Origin of the sequence: Streptomyces sp. NPDC086080, from assembly GCF_044540255.1 — a bacterium.
GTDB lineage: Bacteria > Actinomycetota > Actinomycetes > Streptomycetales > Streptomycetaceae > Streptomyces.
The window spans coordinates 15709-28308 of record NZ_JBITRU010000047.1 but is presented as its reverse complement, the minus strand read 5'-3'; the positions used below and the strand labels follow the sequence as shown (position 1 = coordinate 28308).

The window sequence follows — 12600 nt, the reverse complement described above, 5'->3', positions numbered from 1 at the left end:
CGGGTCGCGCAGCCGTATCCGGCCCCCGCCACGGCGGGCGGTGAGCTGGAGCCGCGCGAGGAGGTTCACGGCGGCGAGCCCGGGCGGGCCCAGTCCGCCGACGTCGCACACGACCACACCACCGCCCGAGCCCCCGCCCCCGCTGTCCAGCAGGGCCCGCAGCGCGTCGCACGGCCCACTCACCTCGCCGTCGGTGAGGGGGCCGCTGAGCACGAGCACGGGCGGTGTCATGGCGTCCACAACCGGTAGACCGGCCGGGTGCGCGTAACTCATCGCGCGGGACACCGGGAGGACCACCACGATCACCCCTGAGGGTCCGGTGCCGACGGCGCAGCCGAGGTCACTCAGGTCGCGGGGAACTCGCCGGTGTCGATGACGAGGTCGAAGGGGGCGGGGATCCTGATCGGTTCGCCGAACTTCGCCGTGGTCAAGGGGCGATAGACATCGCCCTTCGGTTCACCGTAGAGCGTGGCGGTCGGGCCGTCGGGGGCCCAGCGGTCGACGAGGAGGTACAGCGGGACGCCCGCGGTGGCGTAGGCGGCGGGCTTGCTGACGCGGTCGTGGCGCGCGTTGGACTTCGAGGTGACCTCGACGACCAGCTCGGCGAGAGCAGCGGGGATGTGGGAGTCCGATTCCGTGTGGTCCCGTACCGGGGCCACCACGAGGTCCGGGATGAGCATGCCCAGGCGCGAAGGCACGGCGATGGCCAGGGTCTGGAAGATCTCCCAGTCCTCGGGAATCACGGAGTAGAGGCGACGCTGGATGCGGGCCGCGATCACGTTGTGGCTGTACGCGGGAGCAGGTGACACGGTGACGATCCCCTCAATGATCTCCACCTTGCTGCCCTCGGGCCATTCCATCTCCTCCCAGAACCGGACGAGGTCGTCCCAGCTCTGTTCGGGGTCCTGGCTCACGGTGAGTGCGCTCATGGCGGTCTCCTATTCGGTGCGTCACCGAGTACAGCATGCCGAACGGGACCGGCAGGGGTCCACCGGTCCCGTTCACCCGATCGGGAAAAGTGCTGGTCAGGCGATACGTTCCAGCACCACGGGCGTGGTGGTGAAGTCCGTGTCGGGAGCCTCGATGTCGTAGGAGCCCTCGATCGCCTGGAGGGCGTACGCGAAGCGGTCCGGGGTGTCCGTGTGGAGGGTCAGCAGGGGCCGGCCCGCCACGACCTCCTCGCCGGGCTTGGCGTGCAGCTCCACGCCCGCGCCCGCCTGCACCGGGTCCTCCTTGCGGGCGCGGCCCGCGCCGAGGCGCCAGGCGGCGACGCCGATGCCGTAGGCGTCAAGGCGGGTCAGGACACCGGAGGAGGGTGCCATGACGACGTGCTGTTCGCGGGCCACCGGCAGCTCCGCGTCCGGGTCGCCGCCCTGGGCGGCGATCATGCGGCGCCAGACGTCCATCGCGGAGCCGTCGGCGAGGGCCTTCGCCGGGTCGGCGTCCTTCAGGCCGGCCGCGTCGAGCATTTCGCGGGCGAGGGCGAGGGTGAGTTCGACGACGTCGGCGGGGCCGCCGCCGGCCAGGACCTCGACGGACTCCCGGACCTCCAGCGCGTTGCCGGCGGTCAGGCCGAGCGGGGTGGACATGTCGGTGAGGAGGGCGACCGTCCGCACGCCGGAGTCGGTGCCCAGGCCGACCATGGTGCGGGCCAGTTCGCGGGCGTCCTCGATCGTCTTCATGAAGGCGCCGGTGCCGACCTTCACGTCCAGGACCAGGGAGCCGGTGCCCTCGGCGATCTTCTTGGACATGATGGAGGAGGCGATGAGCGGGATCGCCTCGACCGTGCCGGTGACGTCCCGCAGGGCGTAGAGCTTCTTGTCGGCGGGGGCCAGGCCGTCACCGGCCGCGCAGATGACCGCGCCCGTGCCGTCCAGCACGGACAGCATCTCCTCGTTGGAGAGCAGGGCGCGCCAGCCCGGGATGGACTCCAGCTTGTCGAGGGTGCCGCCGGTGTGGCCGAGGCCGCGGCCGGACAGCTGCGGGACGGCCGCGCCGCAGGCGGCGACCAGGGGGGCCAGCGGGAGGGTGATCTTGTCGCCGACGCCGCCGGTGGAGTGCTTGTCGGCCGTGGGCCGGGACAGGGACGAGAAGTCCATGCGCTCACCGGAGGCGATCATCGCGGCCGTCCAGCGGGCGATCTCGCCGCGGTTCATCCCGTTCAGGAGGATCGCCATGGCGAGCGCCGACATCTGCTCGTCGGCCACCTCCCCGCGGGTGTACGCGTCGATCACCCAGTCGATCTGCTCGTCGCTGAGTTCGCCGCGGTCCCGCTTGGTGCGGATGACGGAGATGGCGTCCATGGCCATGGCTGGCGTTCCTTCCGGGGTGCTGGGAGTGCGACGGCCCCTCCGGCCGACCGGATCGACGGTCGTTCAAAGGGGCCGCACGGGAGTTACTTGGTGAGGTGCTGCGGGCCGAATGCCTGGGGCAGCATCTCCGACAGCGGCACGATCCCCTCGGGGGTCTCCAGGAGCAGACCGGGACCGCCGGCCTCGTACAGCAGCTGGCGGCAGCGTCCGCACGGGACGAGGATGTCGCCGTTGCCGTCCACGCAGGTGAAGTGCGTGAGGCGGCCGCCGCCGGTGCGGTACAGCTCGGAGATCATTCCGCACTCGGCGCACAGGCCGAGGCCGTACGAGGCGTTCTCGACGTTGCAGCCGGAGACCGTGCGCCCGTCGTCGACCAGGGCGGCGACGCCGACCCGGTAGCCCGAGTAGGGGACGTACGCGTGGGTCATGGCCTCCCGCGCCACCGCGCGCAGCGCCTCCCAGTCGGCGTCGGCCGCGGTCATTTGCCTTGTCCCTTCCGGTACGGCATGCCGTCCGCCTTGGGCATGCGCAGCCGTTGGGCGGAGAGGGCGAGGACGACGAGGGTGATGACGTACGGCGTGGCGGAGACGACCTGGTTGGGGACCTCGTTGGTGCCGGCGTACCAGGCGAGTACGAGGGCGCCGACGACCAGGGTGATCGCCGCGGGGACGTACTTCTTGCGGATGACCAGCCAGATGGCGCCGAAGATCAGCAGCAGCGCGCCGAGCAGCAGCAGGGCGTGCACGTTGGCGGAGCCGCCGCGCAGGTTGAGGCTGTCGGTGTAGCCGAAGAGGCCGGCACCGATGGCGAGGCCACCGGGCATCCAGTTGCCGAAGATCATCGCGGCGAGGCCGATGTAGCCGCGGCCACTGGTCTGGCCCTCCAGGTAGAAGGGGTTGGCGACGATGGAGAGGAAGACTCCGCCGAGGCCGGCCAGCGCGCCGGAGATGATCACGGCGAGGTATTTGTACTTGTAGACGTTGACGCCGAGGGACTCGGCGGCGATCGGGTTCTCCCCGCAGGAGCGCAGCCGCAGACCGAACGCGGTGCGCCACAGGATCCACCAGGTCGCGGGGATGAGCGCGACGGCGATCAGGGTCAGCCAGGAGACATTGGTGACCAGTCCGCCGAGCAGGCCGGCGATGTCGGAGACGAAGAACCAGCCCTTGCCGTTGAGGTCGCTCAGTCCGTCGGAGAGCCCCGGCACGGTGAAGTGGCCGAGGGATTCGACCGCCGGGGACTGCTTGGCGGAGCCGCCCTGGTGGCCCTCGAAGGCGAGCGGGGCGAGATAGCGGGTGGCGCCGAGGGCGAGGATGTTGATGGCCACACCGGAGACGATGTGGTTGACGTTGAAGGTGACGGTGACGATCGCGTGCAGCAGACCGCCGAGCGCGCCGCCGATGAGGCCGACGAGGACGCCGGTCCACGGACCCCACTGGAATCCTGCCCAGGCACCGAACCAGGTGCCCAGGATCATCATGCCTTCGAGGCCGATGTTGACGACGCCCGCGCGTTCGGCCCACAGACCGCCGAGGCCGGCGAGGCCGATCGGGACGGCGAGCTGGAGGGCGGTGGACATCTGGCTGACGTTGGTGATGCCGTCCGCGCCGGTGATGATGCGCACGACGGAGACCAGCGCCAGGGCTCCGGCGATGACCAGGAGCAGGACGGGCCACGACATACGGCGGCCGGTCGGCGGGGGGTGCTCGAGCGACGGCTGGTTGACGTCGGTGGCTGTGGTCGGAGCGGTCATCGGCCGGCCACCTCCTTCGTGGTGTTGTTGTCGGCGCCGAGGACGTTGCCCGCGGCGAGCTCGGCCCCGACCTTGTGCTGCTGGCGGCGCAGGCCCCACTCGCGGACGGCCTCGTAGGAGACGACGACCGAGAGGACGATCAGGCCCTGCATGATGACCGCGATCTCCTTGTCGTAGCCGTGGAAGTCCAGCTCGGGCGAGGCCTTGTCGAGCCAGGCCCACAGCAGGGCGGCGAAGGCGATACCGACCGGGCTGTTGCGGCCGAGCAGGGCGATGCCGATGCCGAGGAAGCCGATGCCGGTGGGGAAGTTGAGGCTGTAGGTGTGGGTGTCGCCGAGCAGGATCGGCAGGCCGGCGAGTCCGGCGATGGCGCCGGAGAGCAGCATGGCGGTGAGGACCATCCGCTTGGGGTTGACACCGCTGGCCGCGGCGGCGGACTCGGAGGCGCCGGAGGCGCGCAGGTCGAAGCCGAAGCGGGTGCGGTTGAGGGTGACCCAGTAGCCGATGCCAAGCAGGGCGGCGAGGACGACCAGGCCGTAGATCTCGCCGGCCTCGCCCATGCCGATGCCGGGGATCCAGCCGGACTCGTGCATCTCGCCGGTGGTGTTGTTATTGCCGATCTTGACGCCGAAGACGTCCGGCTTCCACATGTAGACGATGAGCGAGGTGGCGATGGCGTTGAGCATGATCGTGGCGACGACCTCGCTGACGCCGCGGGTGACCTTGAGGACACCGGCGACACCGGCCCAGAAGGCGCCGGTGAGGACGGCGGTCAGGAGCAGCAGCGGGACCTGGAGGAACGCCGGCAGGGCGGCGTGGGCACCGACGACGGCGGCCATCATGGCGCCGAGCTGGTACTGGCCGTCGACGCCGATGTTGAAGAGGTTCATCCGGAAGCCGATGGCGACCGCGAGGGCGGCGATGTAGTACATCGACGCCTGGTTGATGATCAGGACCTGGATGTCCGAGAAGCCGAGCTGCTCGAACATCAGGGCGAACGGTTCGACCGGGTTCTTGCCGGAGGCGAGCAGGACGATCGCGCTGAGCACGAAGGCCACCGCGAGCGCGATGACCGGCCCGGCCACCGTGAGGAGCACGCGCTCCTTGTCGAACTTCTTCATCAGCGGGCCTCGTCTTCCGGAGACTCGGCGGCCTTGGAGGGGGCGGCCGGGGTCTCGGGGGTCTCGGGGGTCTCGTCGGGGTCCCGGGGAGTGGTGCCGGGGTCGGCGGGAGTGTCGCCGGGGTCCCGGGGAGTGGTGCCGGGTTCCTCGGGGGTCTCGCCGGAGTCCCGGGGGGTGGTGCCGGGTCCGGCGGGGGTCCCGCCGGAGTCCCCGGGCGTCTCGTCGTGTTCGAGGTGGCCCTCGGCGGCGCCGGTCATGGCGGTGCCGAGTTCCTCCGGGGTGATGGTGGCCGGGTCGGCGTCCGCCACCAGCTTGCCGTCGTAGATCACCCGGAGGGTGTCGGACAGGCCGATGAGTTCGTCCAGGTCGGCGGAGATCAGCAGCACCGCCAGTCCCTCGCGGCGGGCCTCGCGGATGTGGTCCCAGATGGCGGCCTGCGCGCCGACGTCCACACCGCGGGTGGGGTGGGCGGCGATCAGGAAGCGCGGCTTGTGGGTCATCTCGCGGCCGACGATCAGCTTCTGCTGATTGCCGCCGGACAGGGAGGCCGCGGTGACGTCGATGCCGGGGGTGCGGACGTCGTACTCCTCGACGATCCGGCGGGTGTCCTCCTGGGCGGCCTTCGGGTCCAGCCAGACGCCCTTGGCGTTGGGCCTCTCGGTGACGTGGCCGAGGATGCGGTTCTCCCAGAGGGGGGCCTCCAGGAGCAGGCCGTGGCGGTGGCGGTCCTCGGGGATGTAGCCGATGCCCTGCTCGCGGCGCTTGCGGGTGGGCCAGGCGGTGATCTCCTCGTCGGCCAGCCGGATGACGCCGGAGTCGGCCGGCCGCAGTCCGATGAGGGCGTCGACGAGTTCGGTCTGGCCGTTGCCCTCGACGCCCGCGATGCCGAGGATCTCGCCCTCGTGGATGGTGAAGCTGATGTCGTCGAGGAGGGCCTTGCCGCCGGGGGCGGCCAGGCGCAGCGTGTCGACGGTGATGACGGGGCGGTCGGTGACCGTGGACTCGGCCGTCTGGGGCGTCGGCAGCTCGCTGCCGACCATCAGCTCGGCGAGCTGGCGCGGGGTGGTCTCGGCGGGGACGGCGGTGCCGACCGTGGTGCCGCGGCGGATGACGGTGATCTCGTCGGCGACGGAGAGGACCTCGCCCAGCTTGTGGGAGATGAAGATGACCGACAGGCCCTCGGCCCTGAGCTCGCGCAGGTTGGCGAAGAGGGCCTCGACCTCGTGCGGGACGAGGACGGCGGTGGGCTCGTCGAGGATCAGGGTGGTGGCGCCGCGGTAGAGGACCTTGAGGATCTCCACACGCTGGCGGGCGGCGACACCGAGTTCCTCGACCAGGACGTCGGGGCGGACGCCGAGGCCGTAGCGCTCGGAGAGCTCCTTGATCTTGCGGCGGGCCCTGGCCCCGATGCCGTAGAGCTTCTCACTGCCGAGGACGACGTTCTCGAGGACGGTGAGGTTGTCGGCGAGCATGAAGTGCTGGTGCACCATGCCGATGCCGCGGACGATGGCGTCGGCGGGCGAGGAGAAACTCACCTGCTCGCCATGGATCGTGATGGTGCCCTCGTCCGGCTTCTGCATGCCGTAGAGGATCTTCATCAGGGTCGACTTGCCGGCGCCGTTCTCACCGACGAGGGCGTGGACGGTGCCCTTGCGCACGGTGAGATGGATGTCGTGGTTGGCGACGACACCGGGGAAGCGCTTGGTGATCCCGGCGAGCTCCACGGCGGTCACCGAATCGTTGACCGCCGCTCCGGCCGGAGGGCTGCTGGACGCGTTGATGACGCACTCTCCTGGGGACGGGGGCCGTCTACGCGCGTAGCGCCCCTACGGCATACAAAGGGGTGGCTCCCTTGACCGACGGGGTACGAGGAGCCCGGCTCCTCGTACCCCGTCGAGCGGTCGCGACCCCGCGGTGGTGCAGGGTGTTGCTCAGCTGGACTTGACCTTGATCTCGCCGCTGATGATCTTCTCCTTGGCCGTCTCGATGGCTTCCTGGAGCTCGGCGTCGTCCGCGAACTTCGGGTTGGAGTTCGACAGGCTCACCTCACCCGTCTTCAGATCGCCCTTGACGATACCGGTCGCGGGCTTGCCGTCCTCGACCGACTTCGCCAGGTTGTACACCGCCTTGGCGACATCCTTCATCGCCGAAGTGAGGATCGAGTCCTTGTACTTGGCGAGAGCCTCGTGCTTGTACTGGTCCGAGTCGACACCGATCGCCCACACCTTGTTGGCGGCGGCGGCCTCGATGACGCCCTGACCGGACAGACCGGCGGCCGCGTAGACGACGTCGGCCTTCTTCTCGATCTGGCCCTCGGCGGCGGACTTGCCCTTGTCGGGGCTGGAGAAGCCGCCCTCCTCCGCGGTCTGGGTCAGGAACTGCGAGATGACCTCGACCTTGGGGTTGGTGTCCTTGACGCCCTGCTCGAAGCCGGCGCGGAACTTGTGGATCAGCGGGATGTCCACACCGCCCACGAAGCCGACCACGTTGGTCTTGGTGCTCTCGGCGGCGGCGACACCGGCCAGGTAGGAGGCCTGCTCCTCGGAGAAGACCAGGTCGGCGACGTTGTCGGCCTCGACCGTGGCGTCGTCGACGATGCCGAAGGTGGTGTCCGGGTACTTCTCCGCCGCACCCTTCACGGCCGCGGCGTACGCGTAGCCGACACCGACGACCGGGTTGTAGCCCTGCTTCGCCAGCGAGACCAGGCGCTGCTCCTTGTCGGCGTCCGTCTCACCGTCGGTGGGCTCGACGTCGGCGGTCTCGTAGCCGAACTCCTTCTTCGCCTGCTCCAGGCCCGCGTAGGCGGCGTCGTTGAAGGACTGGTCGCCCTTGCCGCCGACGTCGTAGGCGATGGCGAGGCCCTTGTCACCCTTCGAGTCCGAGGAGCTCGACGAGGTGGAGGTGCCGCCGCAGGCGGAGAGGGCGAGGGCCAGGGAGGCGGTCGCTGCGCCTGCGACCGTCATCCGGGAAATCCGGCGCATGTGTGGTGCTCCTAGTCGTACAAAGCGCCGGGACATGTTCAGCTACGGCGCTGGCTTCGCCGCAGATTAACGCGCGTAGACCTGCCTGAAAACCCCTTCTGTCCACCTTGTTATCCGCCCGTGCCCAACCTGGCTCCGGGGCGTGGTCCCGTCCTTACGGATCGCGAACGCGGGGGTGGCGGTGGGTGAGCGGGGAGGGATACAGACACGGGCATGGACGCGGGCACGGACACGGCGAAGCGGGCGGGCGCTCGGGGCGCCCGCCCGCTTCGTGGCGTGGTGGTGCGTTGGGTGACTACTCCGTCTTGACCTCGATGGAGCCGTCGATGATGCCTTCCTTCGCCTTGGCCACGGCGTCCGTCAGGCCGGCGATCTCGGCCATCTTCGGGTTGCTGTCGGCCAGGCCGACGCCGTTCACCTTCAGGTCGAACACCTGGGTGCCGGTCAGCGGCTTGTCCTCCTGGACCGACTTGGCCAGGGCGTACACCGCTCCGCCGACGTCCTTGAGGGCGGAGGTGAGGATGTAGTCCTTGTACGCGCTCAGGGCTTCCTGCTGGTACTGGTCGGAGTCGACACCGATCGCCCAGACCTTCGCCTTGGCGGCGGCCTCGATCACACCCTGGCCGGACAGACCGGCCGCCTGGTAGATGACGTCGGCCTTCTTCTCGATCTGGCCCTCGGCTGCCGCCTTGCCCTTGTCGGGGCTGGAGAAGCCGCCCTCCTCGGCGGTCTGGGTGAGGTACTGCGGGATCACCTTGACCTGGGGGTCGGTCGCCTTCACGCCCTGCTCGTAGCCCGCCTGGAACTTGTGGATCAGCGGGATGTCCACACCGCCCACGAAGCCGACCACCTTCGTCTTGGTGGCCTTGGCGGCGGCGACACCGGCGAGGTAGGAGGCCTGCTCCTCGGCGAAGACGAGGGAGGCCACGTTGTCGCCCTCGACGACGGAGTCGACGATGCCGAAGGTGGTGTCCGGGTACTTGGCGGCCACGGCCTCCATGGCGGGGCCGTAGGCGAAGCCGACACCGATGACCGGGTTGTAGCCCTGCTTGGCCAGCGAGGACAGGCGCTGCTCCTTGTCCGCGTCGGTCTCGCCCTCGGTGGGCTCGACGTCCGCGGTCTTGTAGCCGAACTCGTCCTTGGCCTTGGCCAGACCGGCGTAGGCGGCGTCGTTGAAGGACTGGTCGCCCTTGCCGCCGATGTCGTAGGCGATGGCGAGGCCGAGATCTTCCTTCGAGCCACCGCTGTCGTTGTTGTCGCTACTGGTGCCGCCGCAGGCCGTGGCGGCGAGTGCGAGCGAGGCGACCCCCACCGCGACGCGGGTCAGTCCGGATATCCGACGCATCTGAAGTCCCCATTCTCCAAAGCCCCGCAGCGGGCGCTCGGTTCGGCGCACATTAACGCGCGTAGACACTCCTGGGAACGGGGTTCCGCGGGGCCGTTATCCATTCGTGCCGATGGCCGGTTACACCCTTGTTAACCAAGGGGCCGTGGGGGGTGGAACCGGGCGACCGGTGGGACGGGCGCGTGTGCACGAGGCCCACGCTGCCTGTCTCCTGCGGAGTGCGCAAGCCGGGGGGGTGCGGGTGAGGGGTGCGGGTGAGGGGTGCGGGTGAGGGGTGGGGCGGCCAGGGGTTCTCGCCCCCGCCGCCCCTTCCCGTTCCCGTCCCCCGGGGGCGCTGCCCCCGGACCCCCGCTCCTCAAACGCCGGAGGGGCTGAAGGGGCCGGAGGGGCTGATGGGTGTCAGCGCAGGGCGTCCAGGAAGGCTGCTGCGGTGAAGAGTTCCACGCCTACGGTGATCGCGTGCTCGTCCACGTCGAAGTCGCCCTGGTGCAGGTCGCGTACGGTGCGCTCGCCGGGGGTGCGGACGCCGAGGCGGGCCATGGCGCCGGGGACGCGCTCCAGGTACCAGGAGAAGTCCTCACCGCCGAGGCTCTGCTCGGTGCCCTCCACGGAGTCCACCCCGCGCCGGGCGATCATGGCGTCGCGCAGCAGTTCGGTGGCCCCGGCCTCGTTGACGACCGGCGGGACACCGCGCACGTAGTTGATCTCCGACTTGGCGCGGTGCAGGTTGGCCACCTCGTCGATGGCGGCGACCACGATGTCGGGAGCCTGCCGCCACGCCTCCAGGTCCAGGCAGCGCACGGTGCCGGACAGTTCGGCGTGCTGGGGGATGACGTTGGGCGCGTGGCCCGACTCGATCCTTCCCCAGGTCACGGCGAGGCCGCTGCGGGTGTCCATGCGCCGGCCGACCAGGGCAGGCACATCGGTGACGACACGGGCGGCGGCGGTGACCAGATCGGTGGTCAGATGCGGGCGGGCGGTGTGACCGCCGGGGCCGTCGAGGGCGATCTCCAGCCGGTCGCAGGCGGAGGTGATGGCGCCCTGGCGCAGTCCGATCTTCCCCGCGTCGACGCGGGGGTCGCAGTGCACGGCGAGGATCCGGCCGATCCCGTCGAGGGCGCCGTCCGCGATGGCGTCCGCGGCGCCGCCGGGCAGCACCTCCTCGGCGGGCTGGAAGATCAGCCGTACGGGGCGGGGCAGCAGACCCTGACGGTGCAGCTCGGCGAGGACGAGGCCGGTCCCGAGCACCACGGTGGTGTGCACGTCGTGGCCGCAGGCGTGGGCGCGGTCGGGGACGGTGGACCGGTAGGGGCACTCGGTCTTCATGTCGGGGATGGGCAGGCCGTCGATGTCGGCGCGCAGGGCCAGCATCGCCGAGTCGGTGCCGGCCTCGTCGTCCGTCCCGATGTCACAGATCACGCCGGTTCCGCTGGAAAGGACGCGCGGCCGGAGCCCGGCCCGCTCCAGGCGTTCCTTGATCGCGGCGGTGGTACGGAACTCCTGGTTGCCGAGCTCCGGGTGCATGTGCAGGTCGCGACGGAACGCGACGAGCTCGGCACGCAGGGCCTCGGGCAACGCTCCGGGGAGCACTGCTCCGCCGGGGAGGTCGACCTCGGACTCCAGTGACATCAGTGGTTTCACCCTTTGAAGAGTAGGGCGCCGAAGCCGACTACTGACCCTCGATCAAGAAAAATCAGCCCGTCAGGCGAAGAAAAATCGACTGCCCTACGCATAGCTGTCAATCGGGATGGGTAAACTCGCCGCTCCTCTGCGGGGTCTAGGCCCCATGACCTGCCGGAACATGACACACGTCACAGTCGCATCCGTGGCTCCGGCACCCATCCACCTCTTCACGGATACCACGCTCGGCCCAGACCACGCGGACCGGTTCATCTGGCGGACAGCCGGGCGCGGCGGGGCGAGGCGGGGAGGCCGGGGCGGAGGGGGTTACGGGCCGGCGGGGGCAGCCATCGTCGGGAGGCGGTGGATGTTCCGCGCGGTGTTCGTCACCCCGGACAGGAAGCCCTGTGCGCGGGGGGAGGCGGTCCTGGTCAGCCAGGCGGGGTCGATGTCGCAGACCGTCACGCGGACGTCCGTACCGGTCAGGGCGAGCGGGAGGGTGTGGACGACCGTGGACGGGAAGCTGAGGACGGTGCGGCCGATGGGGCCGCGGCGGGCGATCAGTTCCAGGGGGAGTTCGGGGCGGACGATCTCCAGGCCCGTCTCGACCGCCAGCCGGTGGAGTTTCAAGGTGTTCTCGCGGCGGTGGGCGAAGTAGCGACGGGCGCCGTGCGTCCTCACCAGGGCGCGGACGGCGTCCACGTAGGCGTCGCCGTCCACCACGCCGGTCTCCACCAGCGAGGTGCCCACCAGATCGGCACCCTGGGTGATGCGGGGCGGGCCGAAGCGGTCCCGGGTCCAGGCGAAGGTGTGGGCGCGGACGGTGACTCCGGGCGGGGTGTCCTCCAGGGGCATGGAGGTGAAGACCTCCACCGCGCGGTTCCCGCCGGGGGTGAGCCGCCGCCGCGCGGCGGCGGACACGGGGGCGAGGATGAGGTCGCGCGGGCCCGGGCGGCCGCCCTTGCGGTGCCAGCGCACCAGGCGTTCGCCGCGGGCCAGCTGGCCGACGAACTCCATGGTCGCGGTGCCGTCGTCGACCACCACGATCTCCCGGGCACGGGTGATCGTCAGCAGCAGTTGGACGTAGCGGGAGAAGGGGTCGCCCAGGACGACGCGGCCGGCCCGGCGCAGCGGCCCGGCCAGTCCGCCGACCGTCCGCAGCGGGGCGCCCGCTCCCCCGCGGGCCTCCTCCCAGCGGATCTCGTGGCCCTCCTCGCGGGCCAGCTCCGCCATCCGGCGCAGCTGGCCGCGGGTCATCGGGTCGACAGGGGACAGCACCACGAAGGTGAGCCCCACGCCGGGCGTGTGCGCGTGCGCCCACTCCAGCACGTTGAGCAGCTGTACCGGGCTCTCGACGAAGGCGAGGGTGTGGGGGCCGGGCAGGCCGGCGCGGGGGCTCATCGACGTACGACCGTTCCCGTCGTCGTAAGGATGGGATGGAGGGTGGGGTGGAGGGTGGGTGGAGGGT

The 12600-nt window shown here is 70.4% G+C and carries 10 protein-coding genes and 1 pseudogene; all 11 read right to left on the bottom strand.

What is annotated here, in order from left to right:
* Window positions 1–21: 21 nt before the first annotated feature.
* Window positions 22–231: pseudogene (locus ACIF9R_RS34495) on the bottom strand (hypothetical protein); the annotation flags it as partial.
* Window positions 232–344: 113 nt separating this feature from the next.
* Complete coding sequence (locus ACIF9R_RS34490) at window positions 345–929, bottom strand: Uma2 family endonuclease (protein WP_399986445.1); 585 nt, start codon at window positions 927–929, stop codon at window positions 345–347.
* A gap of 96 nt (window positions 930–1025) precedes the next feature.
* Window positions 1026–2303 carry a thymidine phosphorylase gene (locus ACIF9R_RS34485; protein ID WP_399986479.1) on the bottom strand — a complete coding sequence of 426 codons (1278 nt, stop codon included), beginning with the start codon at window positions 2301–2303 and terminating at the stop codon, window positions 1026–1028.
* A 92-nt stretch (window positions 2304–2395) separates the two neighbouring features.
* Window positions 2396–2794: a cytidine deaminase gene (locus ACIF9R_RS34480; protein WP_399986443.1), complete on the bottom strand. Its 399-nt coding sequence runs from the start codon at window positions 2792–2794 to the stop codon at window positions 2396–2398.
* Window positions 2791–4065, bottom strand: a complete 1275-nt coding sequence (locus ACIF9R_RS34475) for an ABC transporter permease (protein WP_399986442.1) — start codon at window positions 4063–4065, stop codon at window positions 2791–2793. The genes ACIF9R_RS34480 and ACIF9R_RS34475 overlap by 4 nt, the downstream gene beginning before the upstream one ends.
* Complete coding sequence (locus ACIF9R_RS34470; RefSeq protein ID WP_399986440.1) at window positions 4062–5186, bottom strand: ABC transporter permease; 1125 nt, start codon at window positions 5184–5186, stop codon at window positions 4062–4064. The genes ACIF9R_RS34475 and ACIF9R_RS34470 overlap by 4 nt, the downstream gene beginning before the upstream one ends.
* A complete protein-coding gene (locus ACIF9R_RS34465) occupies window positions 5186–6919 on the bottom strand; it encodes an ATP-binding cassette domain-containing protein (protein ID WP_399986438.1) in 1734 nt (577 codons plus the stop codon). The genes ACIF9R_RS34470 and ACIF9R_RS34465 overlap by 1 nt, the downstream gene beginning before the upstream one ends.
* A 198-nt stretch (window positions 6920–7117) precedes the next feature.
* Window positions 7118–8167: a BMP family protein gene (locus ACIF9R_RS34460; RefSeq protein ID WP_399986436.1), complete on the bottom strand. Its 1050-nt coding sequence runs from the start codon at window positions 8165–8167 to the stop codon at window positions 7118–7120.
* Window positions 8168–8462: 295 nt separating this feature from the next.
* The gene (locus ACIF9R_RS34455; RefSeq protein ID WP_399986434.1) at window positions 8463–9512 is read right to left on the bottom strand and encodes a BMP family protein; all 1050 of its coding nucleotides are present in this window, start codon (window positions 9510–9512) and stop codon (window positions 8463–8465) included.
* 399 nt (window positions 9513–9911) lie between these two features.
* A complete protein-coding gene (locus ACIF9R_RS34450; protein WP_399986477.1) occupies window positions 9912–11141 on the bottom strand; it encodes an amidohydrolase in 1230 nt (409 codons plus the stop codon).
* 318 nt (window positions 11142–11459) lie between these two features.
* Window positions 11460–12533 (bottom strand): hypothetical protein, encoded by a 1074-nt coding sequence (locus tag ACIF9R_RS34445; protein ID WP_399986432.1) that lies wholly within the window; start codon window positions 12531–12533, stop codon window positions 11460–11462.
* Window positions 12534–12600 lie beyond the last annotated feature (67 nt).

Coding starts and splice junctions, on each gene's coding strand:
- ACIF9R_RS34485 (WP_399986479.1), bottom strand. CDS start 2,303: ATGGACGCCATCTCCGTCATCCGCACCAAGCGGGACCGCGGCGAACTC.
- ACIF9R_RS34480 (WP_399986443.1), bottom strand. CDS start 2,794: ATGACCGCGGCCGACGCCGACTGGGAGGCGCTGCGCGCGGTGGCGCGG.
- ACIF9R_RS34445 (WP_399986432.1), bottom strand. CDS start 12,533: ATGAGCCCCCGCGCCGGCCTGCCCGGCCCCCACACCCTCGCCTTCGTC.
- ACIF9R_RS34460 (WP_399986436.1), bottom strand. CDS start 8,167: ATGCGCCGGATTTCCCGGATGACGGTCGCAGGCGCAGCGACCGCCTCC.
- ACIF9R_RS34475 (WP_399986442.1), bottom strand. CDS start 4,065: ATGACCGCTCCGACCACAGCCACCGACGTCAACCAGCCGTCGCTCGAG.
- ACIF9R_RS34450 (WP_399986477.1), bottom strand. CDS start 11,141: ATGTCACTGGAGTCCGAGGTCGACCTCCCCGGCGGAGCAGTGCTCCCC.
- ACIF9R_RS34490 (WP_399986445.1), bottom strand. CDS start 929: ATGAGCGCACTCACCGTGAGCCAGGACCCCGAACAGAGCTGGGACGAC.
- ACIF9R_RS34470 (WP_399986440.1), bottom strand. CDS start 5,186: ATGAAGAAGTTCGACAAGGAGCGCGTGCTCCTCACGGTGGCCGGGCCG.
- ACIF9R_RS34455 (WP_399986434.1), bottom strand. CDS start 9,512: ATGCGTCGGATATCCGGACTGACCCGCGTCGCGGTGGGGGTCGCCTCG.